General features: G+C 58.3%; 12 protein-coding genes. 2 read left to right on the forward strand and 10 right to left on the reverse strand.

Annotated elements, in window-relative coordinates; all coding sequences use genetic code 11:
* The first annotated feature begins 205 nt into the window (after window positions 1-205).
* Window positions 206-2458 (forward strand): TonB-dependent receptor, encoded by a 2253-nt coding sequence (locus QRN48_RS16775; protein WP_285351817.1) that lies wholly within the window; start codon window positions 206-208, stop codon window positions 2456-2458.
* A gap of 247 nt (window positions 2459-2705) precedes the next feature.
* Complete coding sequence (locus QRN48_RS16780; protein ID WP_285352118.1) at window positions 2706-5264, forward strand: PepSY domain-containing protein; 2559 nt, start codon at window positions 2706-2708, stop codon at window positions 5262-5264.
* 775 nt (window positions 5265-6039) lie between these two features.
* Here the strand turns inward: QRN48_RS16780 and QRN48_RS16785 are convergent.
* The 10 genes from QRN48_RS16785 to QRN48_RS16830 all read right to left on the reverse strand — a co-directional run bounded on the left by QRN48_RS16785 (window position 6040) and on the right by QRN48_RS16830 (window position 20970).
* Complete coding sequence (locus tag QRN48_RS16785; RefSeq protein WP_037012641.1) at window positions 6040-7014, reverse strand: peptide ABC transporter ATP-binding protein; 975 nt, start codon at window positions 7012-7014, stop codon at window positions 6040-6042.
* Window positions 7014-7982: an ABC transporter ATP-binding protein gene (locus QRN48_RS16790; RefSeq protein ID WP_037012639.1), complete on the reverse strand. Its 969-nt coding sequence runs from the start codon at window positions 7980-7982 to the stop codon at window positions 7014-7016. The genes QRN48_RS16785 and QRN48_RS16790 overlap by 1 nt, the downstream gene beginning before the upstream one ends.
* Window positions 7983-7992: 10 nt before the next feature.
* Window positions 7993-8904: an ABC transporter permease subunit gene (locus QRN48_RS16795; protein WP_285351819.1), complete on the reverse strand. Its 912-nt coding sequence runs from the start codon at window positions 8902-8904 to the stop codon at window positions 7993-7995.
* Between the two features lie 10 nt (window positions 8905-8914).
* Window positions 8915-9925 carry an ABC transporter permease subunit gene (locus QRN48_RS16800; protein ID WP_037012635.1) on the reverse strand — a complete coding sequence of 337 codons (1011 nt, stop codon included), beginning with the start codon at window positions 9923-9925 and terminating at the stop codon, window positions 8915-8917.
* Between the two features lie 64 nt (window positions 9926-9989).
* On the reverse strand, window positions 9990-11552 hold the full coding sequence (locus QRN48_RS16805) for an ABC transporter substrate-binding protein (protein WP_191944510.1): 1563 nt from the start codon (window positions 11550-11552) through the stop codon (window positions 9990-9992).
* A gap of 142 nt (window positions 11553-11694) precedes the next feature.
* Entirely contained in the window at window positions 11695-13074 is a 1380-nt protein-coding gene (locus tag QRN48_RS16810; protein WP_191944327.1) for an OprD family porin, read from the reverse strand.
* 156 nt (window positions 13075-13230) lie between these two features.
* On the reverse strand, window positions 13231-14814 hold the full coding sequence (locus tag QRN48_RS16815; protein ID WP_420850609.1) for an ABC transporter substrate-binding protein: 1584 nt from the start codon (window positions 14812-14814) through the stop codon (window positions 13231-13233).
* Window positions 14815-15169: 355 nt separating this feature from the next.
* Complete coding sequence (locus QRN48_RS16820) at window positions 15170-16798, reverse strand: ABC transporter substrate-binding protein (RefSeq protein WP_037012627.1); 1629 nt, start codon at window positions 16796-16798, stop codon at window positions 15170-15172.
* Window positions 16799-17081: 283 nt separating this feature from the next.
* Window positions 17082-18680, reverse strand: coding sequence for an ABC transporter substrate-binding protein (locus QRN48_RS16825; protein ID WP_285351822.1), 1599 nt, complete (start codon window positions 18678-18680; stop codon window positions 17082-17084).
* A 112-nt stretch (window positions 18681-18792) separates the two neighbouring features.
* Window positions 18793-20970, reverse strand: coding sequence for an HET-C-related protein (locus tag QRN48_RS16830; protein WP_285351823.1), 2178 nt, complete (start codon window positions 20968-20970; stop codon window positions 18793-18795).
* Window positions 20971-20988: the final 18 nt, after the last annotated feature.

The following is a 20988-nucleotide window of genomic DNA, read 5'->3' on the forward strand; positions in this document are numbered from 1 at the left end:
GATTGGCGATCCGTAGGAAAAGAGGGGCGAGCTGGAAAGGGCGAATGGTAGTGATTCTTATTGGCTGTGTAAAACCTCCAGGCGCGCGTGAATGGATCGATGTGAAAAATGAGTAATGGGAAAGTGTAAAGAATGTAAGTTTTCTGCGAATGCGAAACAGTCTCACTTATATTCCGCCGCCTTACTGTTTCCTTGGGGAAGGAAAATGCCGCGCCAAGCTCAACCCGTTTCTGCACACTCTCAGCGTTCCATTGTCGGTGCGGTAGGCGTCGCCATCGCAGCGATGTCGGCCGGCCATATGGCGCAGGCTGCCGAACCGGCAGCGGATAATGCGCTGAATCTGGGCGCCACCAACATCGATGGCGAACGGGTCGATACGGCTTACAAGACCGAGGAGTCAGCGTCTAAAAAGTACACCGCTCCGCTGCGCGAAACGCCTAAAAGCGTGACCGTCATTCCGCAGCAAGTGATCCGGGACACGGCCGCTACAAGTCTGGCCGACGCGCTGCGCACTACGCCGGGCATCACCTTTGGCGCGGGAGAGGGCGGCAACCCGAACGCCGACCGACCGATCATTCGTGGTTTCAACGCAGAAAGTGATGTGTTCATCGACGGCATGCGCGACGTAGCGGCGCAGAGTCGCGAAATCTTCAACGTCGAATCGGTCGAGGTCAGTAAAGGCCCGGGCTCTGCCTTCACGGGCGCAGGCTCCACCGGCGGCAGTCTGAACCTAATCACCAAGGGCGCGCACCTGGGTGACGCTTACAACGGCGGCTACACCTTTGGTTCGGACCAGACCCAGCGCTACACCGTGGACGTCAACAAGCAGATCACGGATACCGCGGCCTTCCGCCTGAACCTGATGAAACACGACGCCAACGTCGCCGGCCGCAACGACGTCGACAACAGCCGCTGGGGCGTTGCACCGTCGTTCGCCTTCGGGCTGGGCACGGACACACGGGTCAAGCTCGATTACTACCACCTTTCGACCGACGACATGCCCGACTACGGCATTCCGCTGACCAGCACCCCGGGCCGCAGCAAATACGTGGTCGACAAGCCGGCCCACGTCAACGAAAACAACTTCTATGGCCTGACCGACCGGGACTATCGCAAGAGCGTCAACGACAGCGGCACCTTCCGCATCGAGCATGACCTCAACGAGAACCTGACCATTTCCAACAGTTTCCGTATGTCGCGTTCGACGCTGGACTACATCGTCACCAACCCGGACGACAGCCGTGGCAACGTCGCCAACGGCCTGGTTTCGCGCTCCGCCAAGAGCCGCAACTCCACGTCCAGCGGCTTCGTCAACCAGACCGACCTGCAGGCGAAGTTCAACACCGGTTTCGTGGAGCACAGCCTGGTCACCGGCATTGAGTTCTCCTATCAAGACACCCATAACCGCGCCTATAACGTAACCAACGCCCGGGGCGGCGCCATTGGCTCTACCTGTAACGCGGGGCTGCTGGCTTCAGGCGACTGCACCAGCCTGTATAACCCCTCGCCAAAAGATGACTGGAACGGGACCATTACCGACAGCCAGGCCTACACCGACACCGACACCAAAACCAGTGCGGCTTATGTCTTCGACACCTTGAAATTCAACGAGCAATGGTCGTTGAACCTCGGCTTGCGGTATGACGATTACGACGTTCGCTCCAGTGGCTACAGCACGGGTGGTCGAGGCTCGGTGGCCGGTGATTTCAAGCGCGAGAACACCAGTCAGTTGTGGAACTACCAGGTCGGCGTGACCTACAAGCCGCTGCCGAACGGCAGCATTTACGCGGCGTGGTCCACGTCCAGCAACCCGTCGGGTGAGACCAGCGGTAACGGCGGCCTCGAAATCGCCGCGAACAACGCCAACCTCGATCCGGAAAAAAACCGCAACTACGAGTTGGGCACCAAGTGGGACTTCTTCGACGACAACCTGTCGCTGACCGCCGCGCTGTTCCGCACCGAGAAGACCAACGCACGGGTCAATGATCCCGACAACGCGACGTTCCAGGTGCTGGATGGCGAGCAGCGCGTCGACGGTCTGGAGCTGACCTACAGCGGCAACATCACCGGCAAATGGAAGGTCTACGGCGGCTATACCTACATGGAGAGCGAGATCGTCAAAGCCACCAGCAAGGCGGACGAGGGCAACCACATGCCGAGCACGCCACGTAACAGCTTCAATTTCTGGTCGACCTACGAACTGATGCCCAAGTTGACCGTTGGTGGTGGCGCGACGTTTGTGGACTCGCGTTTCGGCAACGAAGCCAACTCGGTGGAAGTGCCGTCCTACTGGCGCTACGACGCAATGGCTACGTACGCGTTGACCAAAAACGTTGACCTGCAGTTGAACGTGCAGAACCTGACCGACAAACGTTATTACGACCAGGTGTTCACCACCCACTACGCCCACATGGCTGCTGGCCGTACGGCGTTGATGAGCGCCAGCTTCCACTTTTGATCCGAAGGCGAACCTGTCACTCCTACAGAATTCGCCCTGGCCGCGCGGTGGTGGCGTGTCAGTACCTGTGGGAGTGAGATTGCTCGCGAAGGCGGACGCTCGGCCGCTGGATATCCAGCGGATGTACCCACCTCTTCGAGCAAGCTCGCGCCCGCGGCTTCTGCATCAAGAATCAGCTACAGATGAGAATGTTTGCCGTTTGTGCGCATAATGCGCGCCGTAGCGGGTTAACGAGGTGTCGAGGGTGTTGAAGAAAGTCCTGTTTCAAGTCCACTGGTTCTTTGGGATCACGGCGGGACTGGTGCTCGCCCTGATGGGAATCACGGGCGCACTGTATTCATTCGAGGAAGAAATACTCGACGCACTCAATTCCGATGTCCTGTTCGTGCAGCCCCAGGCCCGCCAGCTGTCGTTGGCCGAGATGGTCAGCAAAGTGGAAGCTCAGGGCAAAGACACGGTGGGCATGTTCCGCATTGATGCCGACGGCGACAGGGTCGCTCAGGTCTGGTTCAAGCCAGCACCCGGCCAGCGCCGTGGCGAAATGCACAACTTCAATCCCTACACCGGCGAGTTCACGGAAGATGCGGTCGGTCAGGACTTTTTCGGTTTCATCCTGAATCTTCATCGCTTCCTTGCGGCCGGCCAATACGGCAAGCAAGTCACGGCGGCGTGCACGTTGATTCTGGTGTTCTTCTGCCTATCCGGTTTGTATCTGCGATGGCCACGCAAGCCCCTTAACTGGCGCGTCTGGCTGACCATGGACTGGGCGAAGAAGGGACGCAGTTTCAATTGGGACCTGCACTCGGTGTTCGGCACCTGGTGTCTGTTCATCTATCTGATTCTGGCGATCACCGGGCTGATGTGGTCTTACGACTGGTTCAGCAACGGCATGACCAGGCTGATCGGTGATGCGCCGGTGGCAGGCGAGCAGCGCCGTGGTGGAGGTGGCCCGCGGCCCTCACCTGCAAAAGACGCTACCAAAGAAACTACGGTTGCCAGCTCGACACCGGATTACGACGCGATCTGGCAGACCATTCAGAGCACGGCAGGGCCGGATCTGAAAACCTACAACCTGCGCATGCCGCAGGCACCGGGACAGATGGCGACGGTGTTCTACATCCTCAAATCCGCTCCGCACCCTCGCGCGCTGAACCAGATCACCCTGGACCCTGCCAACGGCGAGCTCAAAGCCGTGTCGCGCTACACCGAGAAAAGCCTCGGGGCGCAGTTGTTGATCAGCAACTACGCGATTCATACCGGCAGTTACTTCGGGCTGACCGGGCGGATTATCGCGACGGTCGCCTCAATGCTCATGCCATTGTTCTTCATCACCGGCTGGTTGCTGTACCTGGACCGCCGACGCAAGAAACGCGACATTCGCAATGCCCGAGGTGGAGTCGCTGCGCCGGCAGGTGAGCCGGGTGCGGCATGGCTGATCGGCTTTGCCAGCCAGAGCGGATTCGCCGAGCAACTCGCCTGGCAGACCGCGAGCCAGCTGCAAACCGCTGGTATGCCGGTCAAGGTGCAGCGTCTGGGCGACATCACCGAGCAGGATCTGCATCAAAGTCACAACGCTTTGTTCGTGGTGAGTACGTTCGGTGACGGCGAGGCGCCGGACAGCGCTCGGGGGTTTGAGCGCAAAGTACTGGGCCGGCCGCTGGCGCTTGGCAATCTCAACTACGCGGTGCTTGGACTGGGCGATCGCCAGTATCAACAGTTTTGCGGTTTCTCCCAGCGGCTGCACGGCTGGCTGGCGGAGCGCGGCGGTCGCACGCTGTTCGACCCAGTGGAAGTGGACAGCGGCGACGGTGCAGCGCTGCAACGCTGGCAACAGCAGTTGGGCCAGTTGACGGGTTCGACGCCGGCGACGGTCTGGCAGGCGCCGGATTATCAGAACTGGACACTGGTGGCCAGGGAGTGGATGAATCCGGGGAGCGCCGGCTCGAAGGTGTTTTTGCTTGGGTTAGCGGGTGAAGAGGCGACGCTTTGGCAGGCCGGCGATCTGGTGGAGGTATTACCGCGTAACCCGACGGCTGCGGTTGAGCAGTTCCTTTCAGGGCTGGGAATCACGGCTGACACATTGGTGGTGGTGGACGGGTTGAGTGAGACGCTCGGTCAAGCCTTGAGCACGCGTCAGCTACCGGTAAGCCGCAGTCACTTGGTGGGCTTGCATGCACAGGCATTGGTAGACGCACTGGTGCCGCTGGCCATGCGCGAATACTCGATTGCGTCGATTCCCGAAGACGGTTCGTTACAGCTGATCGTGCGCCAGGAGCTGCATCCTGATGGCACTCTTGGGCTGGGTTCGGGCTGGCTGACCGAGCATGTTCAGGTCGGCGGCGCGCTCAGTATGCGGGTGCGTCGCAACAGTGGTTTCCATCTGCCGGCCGAATCGGCGCCGATGATTTTGATCGGCAACGGTACCGGCTTGGCGGGCTTGCGCAGCTTGCTGAAAGCCCGGATTGCAGCGGGCGAGCAGCGCAACTGGTTGCTCTTTGGCGAGCGCAACGCAGCCCACGATTTCTATTGTGCCGATGAGCTCAACGGCTGGCTGGCGAGGGGTGATCTGGCGCGTCTGGATCTTGCGTTTTCCCGGGATCAGGCCGAAAAAGTCTATGTGCAGGATCGTCTTCGCGAGGCCGCTGATGAGCTGCGTCACTGGCTGGATGGTGGCGCTGTGATCTACATCTGCGGCAGTCTGGAAGGCATGGCCGCTGGCGTTGACGAAACGTTGAAAGTGTTACTGGGTGACCGCGCCGTTCAGGACTTGATCGAGCAGGGCCGTTATCGGCGGGATGTGTATTGATCAGGTGCGGCGGTGACTGTGACTGCGGTTGCGGCTGCGGCTGCGGTTGCGACTGAGCCGGCGATTGCGACTGCGGTTGTGATTGCGAAGAAGCGAAGCGAAGTGGGGTGCGTGCAGCTTTCGGATCCGCAGTTCCTCTGATACCACGCACTACTCTGTAGGAGCCGGCTTGCTGGCGAACGCAGTGTTTCAGTCGAGATTTCGTAGCTGACCCACCGCGTTCGCCAGCAAGCCGGCTCCTACAGGGATTTTTGTGCTCAGCTAGAGGGTCGGCGCTTCCAATGATGCTGGTGGCTATTGTCGGCACTTCCAATGATGCTGGAGCTGGAGCTGGAGCTGGATGCCGGATGGTTGGTGGTCTTTGAGAAAACGAGCGCAAGCCCCTGTGCTGGACGAATCAACTTTAGCTGCAGGATCGAGGTGGCCGGGCGATTTACATCCGTAGGAGCCGGCTTGCTGGCGAACGCAGTGTTTCAGTCGAGATATTCGTATCTGACCCACCGCATTCGCCAGCAAGCCGGCTCCTACACGGATGGGTCGTAAGCAAGCCGGTATCTACAGGGATGGGTCGTAAGCAAGCCGGTATCTACAGGGATGGATCGCCAGCAAGCCGGTTCCTGTAGGGATGGGTCGCCAGCCAGCGGCATCCAAAGATGCGGTCGCCGGCATTCTGTTTTTTCAGTGACTACGAGCGGCCAGTTGTCTGGGTAACCAACTCCGACCCATAAAAAAGGCCGTTACGCTCACACGCAACGGCCTTTTCATTACTCAGCCATCACACCACAAACTGTTCCGCGTAATGGCAGGCAACGTGGCGGTTGTCTACCAGGCGCAGTTCCGGCACTTCCGTGACGCAGCGTTCTGTCGCGTACGGGCAGCGCTTGTGGAACGGGCAACCAGACGGCGGGTTCAGCGGGTTGGGCAGCTCGCCGACGATCTTGATCTTCGGCTTCGACGGGTCCGGGTGGATCGTCGGAGTCGCTGACAACAGCGCCTGAGTGTAGGGGTGCAGCGGACGGTTATAGATCTCTTCCTTGGGACCCATTTCGGCTGGCTTGCCGAGGTACATCACCAACACCGTGTCGGCGACGTGACGCACCACCGCGAGGTTGTGGGAGATGAACACGTAACCGGTATTGAACTCCTGTTGCAGGTCCATGAACAGGTTCAGTACCTGGGCCTGGATCGACACGTCGAGCGCGGACGTCGGTTCATCGGCCACCAGCACTTTAGGCTGCAGCATCATCGCCCGCGCCAGAGCGATACGTTGACGCTGACCGCCGGAGAACATGTGTGGATAGCGCTGATAGTGCTCGGGACGCAGGCCGACCTGCGCCATCATCGCCTGCACTTTCTCGCGGCGCTCGGCACTCGACAGGCTGGTGTTGATCAGCAGGGGTTCGCCCAGTTGATCACCGACCTTCTGCCGTGGATTGAGCGATGCATACGGGCTTTGAAACACCATCTGCACGTCTTTGCGCAGCTGCTTGCGTTGTGCCTTGGTGGCGCCGGTCACTTCCTGGCCGGCGATCTTCAGCGAACCGGATGAAGGCTCTTCGATCAGCGTCAGGGCGCGGGCGAGGGTGGACTTGCCGCAGCCGGACTCGCCGACCACAGCCAGTGTCTTGCCAGCTTCGAGTTCGAACGACACGCCGTTGAGCGCGCGCACGGTTGCGTGCGGCTTGAACAGCCCACGGGACACGTCATAGTGACGAGTGAGGTCACGAGCGGTGAGTACGATTTCGCTCATTACGCCACCTCCTGATTACGCGGAAAGAAGCAACGGGCCAGGCTCTGTACTTTGGGATCGAGGGCCGGGCGTTGCTGGCGGCATTTTTCTTCGACATACGGGCAACGCGGTGACAGCAGGCAGCCACTTGGACGGTCATAGCGGCCCGGAACAATGCCTGGCAGCGTCGACAGGCGCGCCGCTCCCATGCTGTGCTCGGGAATCGCTGCCAGCAGCGCTTCACTGTAAGGGTGCGCAGGGATGTCGAACAGTTGAGGAACCTGACCGACTTCAACAGCCTGGCCGGCATACATCACGCAGACCCGCTGTGCGGTTTCAGCCACTACGGCGAGGTCATGAGTAATGAGTACCAGGCCCATGTCCTGCTCTTTTTGCAGGGCCAGCAACAGGTCCATGATCTGCGCCTGAATGGTCACGTCCAGCGCCGTGGTCGGTTCGTCGGCGATCAGCAGTTTCGGCTCGCCGGCAATGGCCATCGCGATAGCAACACGCTGGCTCATGCCGCCCGAGAGTTGGTGCGGATAGGCGTCCAGACGCTGTGCTGCGCCCGGGATTTCAACCTTCTGCAGCAGTTCGAGTGCGCGCTGATGAGCCGCGCGACCGGACAGGCCCAGGTGCTGCTTGAGCACTTCCTTGATCTGGAAACCCACGGTGTAGCTGGGGTTCAACGCGGTCATCGGGTCCTGAAAGACCATCGACAAGTCTTTGCCGACGATTTGCCGACGCTGACGCGAATTGAGCTTGAGCATGTCTTTGCCGTCGAACACCAGCGCGTCGGCGGTCACTACGCCGGGGTGCTCGATCAGGCCCATGAGCGCCATCATGGTCACGGATTTACCCGAGCCCGACTCGCCCACGATGGCCAGTACTTCGCCCTTGTCGACCGTCAGGTCGAGGCCGTCTACGACCGGCGTGGCCGTGGCGTCGCCGAAGCGCACGTTGAGGTTCTTGATGTTTAAAAGAGACATTCGGACGTCCTCAGGCGGCGTTCTTGAGTTTCGGGTCCAGCGCATCGCGCAGACCGTCGCCCATCAGGTTGATTGCCAGCACGCTGAGCAAAATGGTCAGACCCGGAAGGCTCACCACCCACCAGGCGCGTTCGATGTAGTCGCGGGCCGAAGCGAGCATGGTGCCCCACTCAGGCGTTGGCGGTTGAACGCCCAGACCGAGGAAACCCAGCGCGGCGGCGTCAAGGATGGCCGACGAGAAGCTCAGCGTTGCCTGGACGATCAGCGGTGCCATGCAGTTGGGCAGGACGGTGATGAACATCAGGCGCGGCAGGGTAGCGCCGGCCAGGCGCGCAGCGGTCACGTAATCGCGGTTCAGTTCGCCCATCACGGCGGCGCGGGTCAGACGTACGTAAGACGGCAGCGACACGATGGCAATGGCGATGACGGTGTTGATCAGGCCAGGGCCGAGGATTGCGACGATCGCCACAGCCAGCAGCAGCGATGGCAGTGCGAGCATGATGTCCATCAGACGCATGATGGTCGGGCCGAGGATTTTCGGGAAGAAGCCGGCCAGCAGGCCCATCAGAATCCCGGGAATCAGCGACATGACCACCGACGACAAACCGATCAGCAGCGACAGGCGCGAGCCCTGAATCAGGCGTGACAGCAAGTCGCGGCCCAGTTCATCGGTGCCCAGCAGGAACTGCCATTGCCCGCCTTCCAGCCAGACCGGAGGGGTCAGCAGGAAATCACGGTACTGCTCGCTTGGGTCATGGGGGGCGACCCACGGCGTGAAGAGGGCGCAAAACACGATGACCAGCATGAATGCCAGACCGGCCACGGCGCCTTTGTTCTTCGAGAAGTGCTGCCAGAACTCTTTGTAGACAGACGGGTAGAGCAGGCTTTGATCGACTGCTACTACGGGAGTAGTTGTGCTCATAAAAAGGATCTCAGCGCTGATGACGAATGCGTGGGTTGGCAAAGCCGTAGAGGATGTCCACCACGAAGTTGACCAGAATCACCAGGCAGGCGATTAGCAGGATGCCGTTTTGCACGACAGGGTAGTCGCGGGCGCCGATGGCTTCGATCAGCCACTTGCCAATGCCCGGCCAGGAGAAGATCGTCTCGGTCAGAACCGCACCGGCCAGCAGTGTGCCGACTTGCAGGCCGAACACGGTCAAGACCGGGATCAACGCGTTGCGCAGGCCGTGAACGAACACCACGCGCGCCGGCGACAGGCCTTTGGCACGGGCGGTCCGCACGTAGTCTTCACGCAGGACTTCGAGCATCGAGGAGCGTGTCATCCGGGCGATGACCGCCAATGGAATGGTGCCCAGCACGATGGCCGGCAGGATCAGGTGACGCAGGGCGTCCATGAACGAGCCTTCTTCATCGCTGAGCAAGGTGTCGATCAGCATGAAACCGGTTCTGGGAGGAATGTCGTACAGCAGGTCGATACGACCCGATACCGGGGTCCAGCCCAGCGATACCGAGAAGAACATGATCAGGATCAGGCCCCACCAGAAGATCGGCATCGAGTACCCCGCCAGGGAGATACCCATGACCCCATGGTCGAACAGGGACCCTCGCTTCAAGGCTGCAATGACCCCGGCCAGCAGCCCGAGAATGCCTGCAAAGATCAGCGCCGCAATCGACAGTTCCAGTGTTGCCGGGAACAGCGAGGTGAATTCGGACCACACGCTCGTGCGCGTACGCAGCGATTCGCCCAGGTCGCCATGGGCGAGTTTGCCGACGTAATCGATGTATTGCGCATAAAGGGGTTTGTTCAGGCCAAGACGTTCCATGGCTTGGGCGTGCATTTCCGGATCGACCCGGCGTTCACCCATCATGACTTCCACAGGGTCGCCCGGAATCAGACGGATCAGTGCGAAGGTCAGCAAGGTGATGCCGAAGAAGGTGGGTATGAGCAACCCCACTCGGCGAGCGATAAAACTAAACATCTTCTCGTGTACCTCATCAGGTCCCGGCGGTTCTCTGGGTAGCAGAGCCCGCCGGATTCTTCTTCTACTTCACTTGGGTGGTAGCGAAGTTATTAGTGGTGAGAGGGCTGATGTGGTAACCCTCCACGTTGTTGCGCATTGCAGTGAACATCTTGGTGTGTGCCATGCTGATCCAGGGCAGATCTTGATTGAAGATTGCCTGGGCCTGCTCATAAAGCGCGGCACGTTCGGCCGGGTCGGTTTTTTCCCGGGCCTGATCGATCAGCGTCTGAAACTTCTGATTGCACCAGCGCGCGTAGTTTTCGCCGTTTTTGGCGGCCTCGCAACTAAGGTTCGGGGTCAGGAAGTTATCAGGGTCGCCATTGTCACCTGCCCAGCCTGCGGACACCATGTCGTGTTCGCCGTTTTTGGCACGTTTGAGCATTTCGCCCCATTCCATGACGCGTATATCTAACTTAATGCCGACTTTGGCCAGGTCGGCCTGCATCATTTGCGCGCCGAGCATCGGGTTGGGGTTGGTCGGCCCGCCGCCGTTGCGGGTGAACAGTGTCAACACAGTGCCGTCCGGCACGCCGGCTTCCTTGAGCAACGCTCGCGCCTTGTCCAGGTCATGCGCCGGGTTCTTCAGCGTCTTGTTGTAACCGAGCAGGGTATCCGGGTAGGGGTTGACCGCAACGGTTGCGTTGCCTTTGCCAAACAGCGCGTTGACATAAGCCTCTTTGTCGAAGGCAATTTCAATCGCCTTGCGCACTCGCACATCGCTCATGAATTTGTGGGTCGTGTTCATGGCGATGTACGCGGTCGTCATCGCGTTCAGCTCGTCGACCTTGAGGTTGGAATCTTTCTTGATGCTGGGGATGTCGTCAGGCTTGGGGTACAGCGCGATCTGGCACTCGTTGGCCTTGAGTTTCTGCAGGCGAACGTTGTTATCCGTGGCGATGGCGAAGATCAGCGTGTCAGCCGGCGGCTTGCCGCGGAAGTAATCCGGATTGGCCTTGAAGCGCACCTGAGCATCTTTGGCATAGCGCTGGAAGACAAACGGACCGGTGCCGATGGGTTGGCTGTTGAGGTTGTCGGTCTTGTTGGCTTTCTGCAATTGGTCAGCGTATTCGGCCGAGTAGACCGAGGCGAATGCCATGGCCACGTCGGCCAGGAATGGCGCCTCACGGCGAGTCAGGGTGAATTTGACGGTGCTGTCGTCGACCTTCTCGACACTCTTCAGCAGCTCTTTGAAACCCATGCTCTCGAAATAGGGGTAACCGACCTGTGACTGTTTGTGCCACGGGTGGTTGGGGTCCAGTTGACGCTGGAAGCTCCAGACCACGTCATCGGCGTTCATGTCGCGGGTTGGTTTGAAGTATTCGGTGGTGTGGAACTTGACGCCCTTGCGCAGGTGGAACGTATAGGTCAGACCGTCATCGCTGATTTCCCAGGTGTCGGCCAGCGCGGGAACGATCTCGGTAGAGCCCGGCTTGAAGTCCACCAGACGGTTATAGATGGTTTCCGCCGAAGCATCAGCGGTCACGGCCGTGGTGTAGAGCGCAGGGTCGAAACCTTCCGGACTGGCTTCAGTGCAGACCACCAGAGGCTTGGCCGAAACGCCGACTGCGACGCTGAACAGCGCCATGGCGACTGCGCCACGCAATGTTGCGAGTTTGAATGTCGATTTCAAGTAACGCACTCCGCAAGTGATGAAGCCATAGATGAGTCGGTTTCGGGCTACTTGGTTCGATAAGAACGGCAGCCCGATGCCTGATCGATAGCGCTGATTACAAAATGTTGAACGGAACGGTGGTCACCAGACGGAACTCGTTGATGTTGCCATCAGCCTGGTTTTCGCTCGCGCGGTGGGTGGTGTACGTAGCACGCATGGTCGACGCCTTGAGCGGGCCGGACTGCAGGGTGTACGAAGTGCCGACACCATATTCGTAGTGGTTCTCGTCGTCCATCTTCGAGACGTCGTAGGCGGTGCCTTTGTAGTGCGTGCCGTCGATGTCGAAACCGCGAGCCTGGTAAATGTTGAACTTCAGGCCTGGCACGCCGTAGTCCGCCATGTTCAGCAGGTAGCTCAACTGGACCGACTTCTCGTTCGGGCCGTTGAAGTCCGAGAGCAGGGAGTTGGCCAGGAAGATGGCGTTGGTGTCATGCAGGTAGTCGAAGTAAGTATCGCCTTCAACTTCCTGGTACGCGATGCTGAAGCTGTGCGCTTTGTGAGTGGCGGTCAACGACAGGCTGTAGGTGTCATTGTCGATTTCACCCATCTTCTTTTTGCCGGAATCTTTGGTCTTGTAATAATTCAGGTTGGTGCTCAAGCCCAGCACGTCGGTGTCACCCATCTCATGGGTGAAGGCGAAGTAGTACTGATGCCAGAAGTCTTCAACATTGGAGGCATAGAAGCTGGTGGTCAGGCTTTTGAATGGCTTGTAATCGACGCCTGCCATGTCAACGTGATCGGCAGTGGCGGTGTTGTTGGTGTATTCGGAGCGGAACTTGGTCAGGCTCTGCTCGGTACGCGGCGACACGCGATCAAAGCTGCCGGCCTGGATCGAGATGTTGTTGAACTCATCACTCTGAACGCTCACACCTTCAAAGCTTGAAGGCAGCGCACGGTTGCCGATGTAAGCCAGCACCGGGGTGTTCATCGATTGACGGCCAGCGGTCAACGTTGTGTTGGAGACGCGTGCCTTGATATTACCCAGGCCCAACTTGCTCCACTGACCGACCGGGTCGCCGTTGTTTTCGGTCAGCGTACGGTTAGCGCCGCCCATCAGGTCGTCTTTGTCGCGGTCCAATGCAACAGCGTTGTAAAGCGCCATCTGGGTGGCGAAGCCGACAGTGCCCTGAGTGAAGCCCGACGTGTAATCAACGATCGTGCCCTGTACCCAGTTGATCCGGCGCGGGTCGCTGTCAACGACAACGCCGTTCTCGCTGCGGCGGAACTCGCCGCCACGACGCAGCAGTTCGTTGGCGTACCAGTTCTTGGTCGAACCGGTCAGTTTGGAGTCTTCCAGAAAGCCCTTGGCTTCGCTTTGGGCGTTGTTGGGGGCCAGTGTGGTCGGAACGAATTCCTGACTGGTTGGCTCTGCCTGGGCCGCAACGCTGAGTGCGAGGACGGATAAGGCGAATACAGCGGTGCTGGCTTTTTTCACGTTATGAAGCTCCCGATTACTGCTTTTTTAGAGGCGGGCTTTTTATGGTGTAGCCCGCTCGATGGTGCGGCCTCATGGGCCATTGTTTGCCTACCCGCTTAAATGCGGATAAAGCAATGCCAAAGGGCGTTGTGGCGCCCCCGGCATGTTTTTGAATTATTCGGCGATACTGACGCCGGAGAAGTTATTGCGATTGAACGGACTGACCATGAAGCCCTGCACTTCTTTGCGCATTGGCTGGATCACCGTGGAATGGGCAATCGGTGTGATAGGCACCTGTTCCTTCAGGTAGTGCTGGGCTTGCTTGTAGAGTGAAATGCGTTGGTCCTTGTCAGCGGTGGCGACGGCAGCCTTGACCAACGCGTCATACTTTTCATCGCACCACATGGAGTAGTTGTTGCCGCCGATGGACGCGCAGCTGTACAGCGTGCCCATCCAGTTGTCCGGATCACCGTTGTCACCGGTCCAGCCAATCAACGAGATGTCGTGCTCGCCGTTTTTGCTGCGCTTGAGGTATTCGCCCCACTCGTAACTGACGATAGTGGCTTTGATACCGACTTTCGCCCAATCCGCCTGGAGCATCTGGGCCATCAACTTCGCGTTGGGGTTGTAAGGGCGCTGGACCGGCATGGCCCACAGCGTCAGCTCGGTGCCTTCCTTGACACCAGCGGCGCGCAGCAACTCCCGTGCTTTTTCGGGGTTGTAAGGGGCGTCTTTCACCGTGTCGTCGTAGGACCATTGCGTTGGCGGCATGGCGTTCTGGGCCAATTGGCCGGCGCCTTGATACACCGCGTCGATGATCGCTTTCTTGTCCACGGCCATGTCCAGGGCCTGGCGCACTTGCAGGTTGTCCAGTGGCGCGTGACGTACGTTGTAGGAGATATAGCCAAGGTTGAAGCCCGGTTTTTCGATGACATGCAGCTGTTTATCAGCCTTGATGGATTCCACGTCTGCGGGGCGCGGATTCAATGTAACCTGGCACTCGTCTTTTTTGAGTTTTTGAATGCGTACCGAGGCATCCGTATTGATTGCAAAGATCAACTGATCAATTTTAATCCGGCTCGGATCCCAGAACTGTTTGTTAGCGACATAGCGGATCTGCGAGTCTTTTTGGTACCGCTGGAATACGAACGGACCGGTACCGATGGGCGCCTGGTTAATATCGCGCACATTACCCGAGGCCATCAGTTTGTCAGCGTATTCAGCCGAAAGAATCGATGCGAAGTTCATCGCAATGTTCTGGATAAATGCCGCATCAACTTTGTTGAGCGTGAACACCACCGTCATTGGCGAAGTTTTATCCACCGACTTGATGTTTTTGTCCAGACCCATGCTGGTGAAGTAAGGAAACTCTGTCGGGTACGCAACCCGGAAAGGGTGGTCCTTTTGCAGCATGCGGTTGAAGGTGAAGAGCACATCGTCGGCGTTGAAGTCGCGGGTCGGCGTGAACGTCTTGTTGCTATGAAATTTCACTCCCTCGCGCAGGTGAAACGTGTAAGTCAGCCCGTCAGGCGAGATGTCCCAACTTGTCGCCAGGGCAGGTACCACACTGGTCTGGCCCCGTTCGAATTCGGCGAGACGGTTGTAAATCGGTTCCGCTGCATCATTGTCGGTGCCCGATGTGTACTGCCCGATATCAAAACCGGCCGGGCTGCCTTCCGAGCAAAACACCAGACTCTTGCTGGCGGCCTGGGTGACAGGCGTCAAGACGAGAAGACCGGCTGTAATCAATGATGGCATAACGATATTCGAACGCATGATATTCCTTATCGTGATTGACGCGTTGAGACGAGTGCCTGTTTAGATCCGTGGCAATCGTTTGCGCAAATGGACGGTCGACGCCTGGATAACACCCCGATGTTCAGTCTGAACGACGAATGCATTTCGGCTTATCAAAAGGTATGTCTCTGACGCCAGACAGTCCATAGTCGTGCATGCTTCAAAGTGTGTAGGAAAAGTGCTTATTGTTAGTAGGCAAGGTCTGTCGGCAAACCATTACTCATCTAACGATATTCACTTTCGTTTAATGATCGCGCACATGACAGCGCGGTCGCATTGCCCATGGGCAACGCGACCGGTCAGTCATATTGAAGTGTTACTTGCCGCTGACGCTGACGCCGTAGAAGGAGTTCAGACCAAATGGGCTGATCTTGAAATCCTGAACTTCTTTGCGCATCGGCTGATAAACAGTCGAGTGCGCAATCGGAGTCATCGGAACCGCGTCTTTAAGCAGATGTTGAGCCTGCTTGTAGAGTTCTGTGCGTTTGGCCTGATCGGTGGTTTCCTTGGCCTGGTGGATCAAGGTGTCGAAAGGCTTGTCACACCATTTGGCAAAGTTGTTGCCGTTGATGGCGTCACAGCCAAACAGGGTGCCGAGCCAGTTGTCCGGGTCACCGTTGTCGCCGCTCCAGCCAATCAGCATTGCGCCGTTCTCGCCAGCTTTGGCGCGTTTGATGTACTCGCCCCACTCATACGAAACGATCTTCGCGTTGATACCAATTTTCTTCCAGTCGTTCTGGAGCATTTCGGCCATCAGTTTGGCGTTCGGGTTGTAAGGACGCTGAACCGGCATCGCCCACAGGGTGATCTCGGTGCCTTCCTTGACGCCGGCCTGCTTGAGCAGGTCCTTGGCCTTGGCGATGTCGTACGGTGCGTCCTTGATGGTGGTGTCGTAGGACCATTGGGTTGGCGGCATGGCGTTGACCGCCAGTTGGCCCGCGCCCTGGTACACCGCGTCGATGATGGCTTTCTTGTCGACAGCCATGTCCAGCGCCTGACGCACTTTCAGGTCGGCCAGCGGGTTGGGCTTGTCGTCACCCTTGATCTTCGGCATCACGTTGTAGGCGATGTAACCCAGGTTGAAGCCCGCCTGATCAGGCATCTTCAACGCAGCATCGGCCTTCAGCGGAGCGAGGTCGGCAGGACGCGGGTAAGCCGTGATCTGGCATTCGCCCTTCTTCAGCTTTTGCGCACGAACCGAAGCGTCGGTGGTGATGGCGAAAATCAGGTTGTCGACTTTGACGTCTTCAGGCTTCCAGTAATCCTTGTTCCCTGTGAAACGGATGTTGGAGTCTTTCTGGTAGCTCTTGAAAACAAACGGACCGGTGCCGATCGGCTTCTGGTTGATGTCTTCCGGCTTGCCTTCCTTGAGCAACTGAGCAGCGTATTCAGCGGACTGAATGGAGGCAAAGCTCATTGCCAGGTTCTGGATGAACGCAGCATCTACAGTGCCGAGGGTCATCTTGACGGTGTGATCGTCGACCTTCTCGATCTTGGTGATGTTGGTGTCCATCGCCATGTCGGTGAAGTACGGGAATTCGGTCGGGTACGCCTTACGGAACGGGTCGTCCTTGTTGATCATGCGGTTGAACGTGAACAGCACGTCATCCGCATTGAAGGTACGGGTCGGTTTGAAGTAAGGCGTAGTGTGGAACTTCACACCTTCACGCAGATGGAAGGTGTAGGTCAGGCCGTCCGGGGTAACGTCCCAGCTGGTTGCCAGACCTGGAATGACAGCGGTGCCGCCACGTTCGAACTGGCTCAAACGGTTGAAAACGGTTTCGGCCGAAGCGTCGAAGTCGGTACCGGTGGTGTATTGACCTGGATCGAAACCAGCAGGGCTGCCTTCGGAGCAGAACACCAGATTCGATGCTGCATGGGCGAAGGGAGCGCTGGCGATCAAACCTGCGCCGAGAAGAAACGGAATGACCGCTTTTTTGAGCATGGTGGCCTCAGTTGTTGTCATTTTTTGATTGAGGGTACGGCCTTTTGAGCCGGTCCCGCGGATACTTATGCAGGCGCCATACCCAAAGCAAGATGTTGGCGCCAGACGGGTGACAAACAGTGGCACGAACGTACACGAATGTCGCATAACTGTAATTTCTGACGCTGTTGAACGTTTGCGTGTCGCATATCGATATCTTTGTCGCCCCAAAAAGGTGCATCGCAACGTGGCGATTGCACCCGCTTCGGTCAACAAGTGTTACTTCGCTGTTGGTTTCAGCCGATTATTTAGACAGGCTCACGCCGTAGAAAGGCGTCAGACCGAACGGGCTGAGCTTGAAGTCCTGAACCTCCTTACGCATCGGTTGAAACACCTTGGAATTGGCAATCGGGGTGATGGGGACATCGTTTTTCAGGATGTTCTGTGCCTGCTGGTACAGCTTGATCCGCTCGTCGCGGTTGCTGGTCAGTTTCGCCTGGGTGACCAGTTTGTCGTAACCGGGGTTGCACCACTTGGCGTAGTTACTGCCATTGACTGCCGCGCAGCTGTACAGCACGCCGAGCCAGTTATCCGGATCGCCATTGTCACCGGTCCAGCCGTAGATCATCACGTCATGCTCCCCGGCCTTGGCGCGCTTGATGTACTCGCCCCATTCGTAGCTGACGATATTGGCCTTGATGCCAATCTTCGCCCAGTCCGCCTGGATCATCTGCGCCGACATCCGCGCGTTCGGGTTGGACGCCCGCTGTACGGTCATGGCCCAGAGGTTGATCTGTGTGCCGGGTGCGATACCCGCCTCTTTGAGCAGCTGTTTGGCTTTTTCCGGATCGTGTGGCGCGTCCTTGATCTTCGGATCAAAGCTCCATTGCGCGGGGGGCAGGGCGTTCTGGGCCAGCTGTCCGGCCCCCTGATAGACCGCTTTGATGATGGCAGGCTTGTCGATCGCCATGTCCAGCGCCTGACGGACCTTCAGTTGATCAAGCGGTGGGTGGGTCACGTTGTAGGCGAGAAAACCCAGGTTGAACCCGGCCTGACTCAGCACTTTGAGATTGGGGTCTTTCTGCGCTTCTTCGATGTCCTGCGGGCGGGGATACCCGCTGATCTGGCATTCACCGGTCTTTAGCTTCTGCAGACGGGTGGCCGGATCGGTAGTGATCGAAAAGATCAGGTTGTCGAGCTTCACGTCCGCAGGCTTCCAGTAATCCTTGTTGCCGACGTAGCGAATCTGCGCGTCCTTTTGATAGCGCTTGAACACGAACGGCCCGGTGCCGATCGGCTTGAGGTTGATGTCACCGGCCTTGCCCTGCTTGATGAGTTGCGCTGCGTATTCTGCTGACTGAATAGAGGCGAAGCTCATTGCCAGGTTCTGGATGAACGCTGCATCAATATTGTTGAGATGAAAGCGGACCGTTTGATCGTCGACTTTCTCGACCTGCTTGATGGTGGTGTTCATGCCCATGTCGGTGAAGTACGGAGACTCCGACGGGTAGGCTTTGCGGAAGGGGTCATTGGGGTCGAGCAGGCGATTGAAGGTGAACAGCACGTCGTCCGCATTGAAATCGCGCGTGGGCTTGAAGTAATCCGTGGTGTGGAATTTCACGCCGTTGCGCAGATGGAAGGTGTAGTTCAAGCCGTCGTTGGACACTTCCCATTTCTCTGCCAGACCCGGCTCGACATCAGTGCCGCCGCGCTTGAACTGCGTCAGGCGATTGAAAACTGTTTCTGCTGACGCGTCGAACTCGGTGCCGCTGGTGTATTGGCTGGGATCGAAGCCGGCGGGACTGGCTTCTGAGCAGTAAACAAGCGTGCTGGCCGCTTGAGCCGAGGGCACGCAGAGCGCCATTGCAGCTGCCAGAAGCAGGGGTTTGAAGGCTGTGTCCATCTGAACCTCGTAAAGTGCGGCACTCAGGCCTGAATCCATCGACGTGACAGTAGACCGCCAAGAATGCCGCACGGCTCACCCGGCCAACAAACTATGAATAGTTCTAAGCTTATTACTTGATGAGCTTTTGCAGGTCCTTCCACCAGGATGTGTTGTGAACCAGCTTCATGAATCCTTGTTCGAGGTAACCCTGGAAGGCTGCAGACTGTTCGTCAGTGCTTTTGAAGACGTAGTCAAGATAGCGCTGACTGTCCCGTACAAGTGTCTTCTGGATGCCGCGCAGTTCATCGATCGCGTGCTGGTGGGTTTTGTCGAGCTCGCTCTTCGATTCGCTTCGCGCCACTTCATCGGGATTGCTGCCCGCCCATGCTGTGATGATCGGGTGCTGCCATTCGCTGTCGGCTGGATGGCAAAACAGCGCCGAGGCGACGGCGACCGGATCGGCACCCGGTTTGCCCGCCCAGTAATCAACCATGGACCGGGCTACCTTGCGCACGGCTTCTGTGGCGAGCAGCGCGGCCAGGTCGTGGAGAGGGTGTTCGGCGTGATCCTTGGACAATTGGGAGTGGCTCGGCTCAACCGTGGCATCCACATTTGGATCGCTGCCCAGCAAGGTTTGCGCATCGTCGACGCTGTTGCCGATCCAGGTGAGAACCCCTTGCGCCGCGCTGTTATAAGCGTTGACCAGGATGCCCGCCGGGGTGTTGACCAGCCAGCGGTAAAACTTGAGGGTGTCGACGCCCACTTTCTTTGCGAGTGTGACCAGGCCGTCCCTGGCCTTGAGCAGCGCGATGAATGCGTTGAAATAGTCCTGATCAGGATGCTCGCTCAGCAGGACCAGCATCACTTTGTCCCGCTCCGAGCGATAGCCTGGCTGGGTGAGTTCGAACTCCAGTTCAGCCGTGGAAAAGAGAATTTTGCCCAGCGGTCCTGCCAGGCTTGCCACGACATCACTGGCGCCGAACGTGCCGGTCACGAGAGGCAAACCCCATTTCACGTCGCCCCGGGTTGTCCACGGCAAGACTTGGGTGTGGCCTGCCTTGATCAGGCTCAGCTCTGCGAAGTTTGAATGAGCGAACAGGTCTTCAACCACGTGCAGCGCCGCGCCAAGGTTGCGCAGCCCGTCCAGCGAGCGACCAAGCCGCATGGCCAGACGCAGTTCCTGCGTCATGTAGTCCACGGACCGGGCGATGTAGCGTTTCCTGGAGGTGTCCGGGTCTACGCCCAGTACTGGATTGTCTTGCAGTACCCAGGGTTCAAAGTCCGGATCGCGCATCCTGGGATCTGCAAACGGCGGATCAATCACTAACGGGTTGTCGATGTGTTCATGCGGGCGGTACACGCCGAGCTTTTCGGGCGTGACTTTTAGCTTGTCCGGGTACTGAAAGCGCAAGTCGAAGAATTTCTTCGCTGCCAGTACGTCGACGAGGCTCGTCCAGCCTTCGCGGGACAGTGTCGCCGGAAAGTCCTTGGGCATGTCTGCAGCCCGGGTGATTTTCGGATCGACAATTTGAGAGTAATCCCGCAGCCAGTTGCCAAAATACACAGCGTCGATCTCGTTCTGCTTGAATTCGAAATCCCGCAGTACCCATTCGATTGTCTGGTGCGTGCTGCCTTTGGCTTCGCCGCTGCCGGCCTCGAATGCCTCACGATCCGCATGGCCGTGCGAGGGCTCTGATTGAAAGTCAACGCTGGACAGATACTCGCGAATGTCTTGGCATGCAGTCGTCCACGCTACTTTATAGCCGCGGTCTGGCGCCGGAGGCTCGATGATCGAGTACGTGGCAAAGGTCAGTTCATCCAGTTTCGGGCGGGCGGCTTCGGTTATCCACAGCGTGAAAAGATGGCCTTCCTCACCCGGCGCGTCGGCTGCCACCCAGGGGCGGTCGTTGATCAGGTCATGCCGCAGGAGATTATCGATGTGATGACCGAATTCATGAACCAGCGCCATCAACAACCACCAATGTTGGTGTTCGTGAGAAGTCGCGCGAACGAAGAACGCCCAGTCGATGCGGATCACACGCTCCCGGTTGTCATAATCCGCTTCGCGGCCCAGCTCCCAAGTCAGCAACACGGGAGGCTGTTCGATCTCGCCTGCCGTTAATTTTTCTTGCAGGGTGCAGTAGAGGTGAAGCGGTGTGTCTTTGCCGAAAACGTCGCTCATTTCCTGCGCGAACACGTCGGGGGGAAGCGTTGCGGCCATCTGCGTCAACAGCTCCAGCGCAACGCGGCTGTGCAGGGTATGGGAGGTCATGTCGACCGGCGTTTGAGAGGGGGCTTGATGCAACATTCTGGATTCTTCCTTGAA

The organism is Pseudomonas sp. ME-P-057 (assembly GCF_030208975.1).
GTDB classification, from domain to species: domain Bacteria; phylum Pseudomonadota; class Gammaproteobacteria; order Pseudomonadales; family Pseudomonadaceae; genus Aquipseudomonas; species Aquipseudomonas lutea.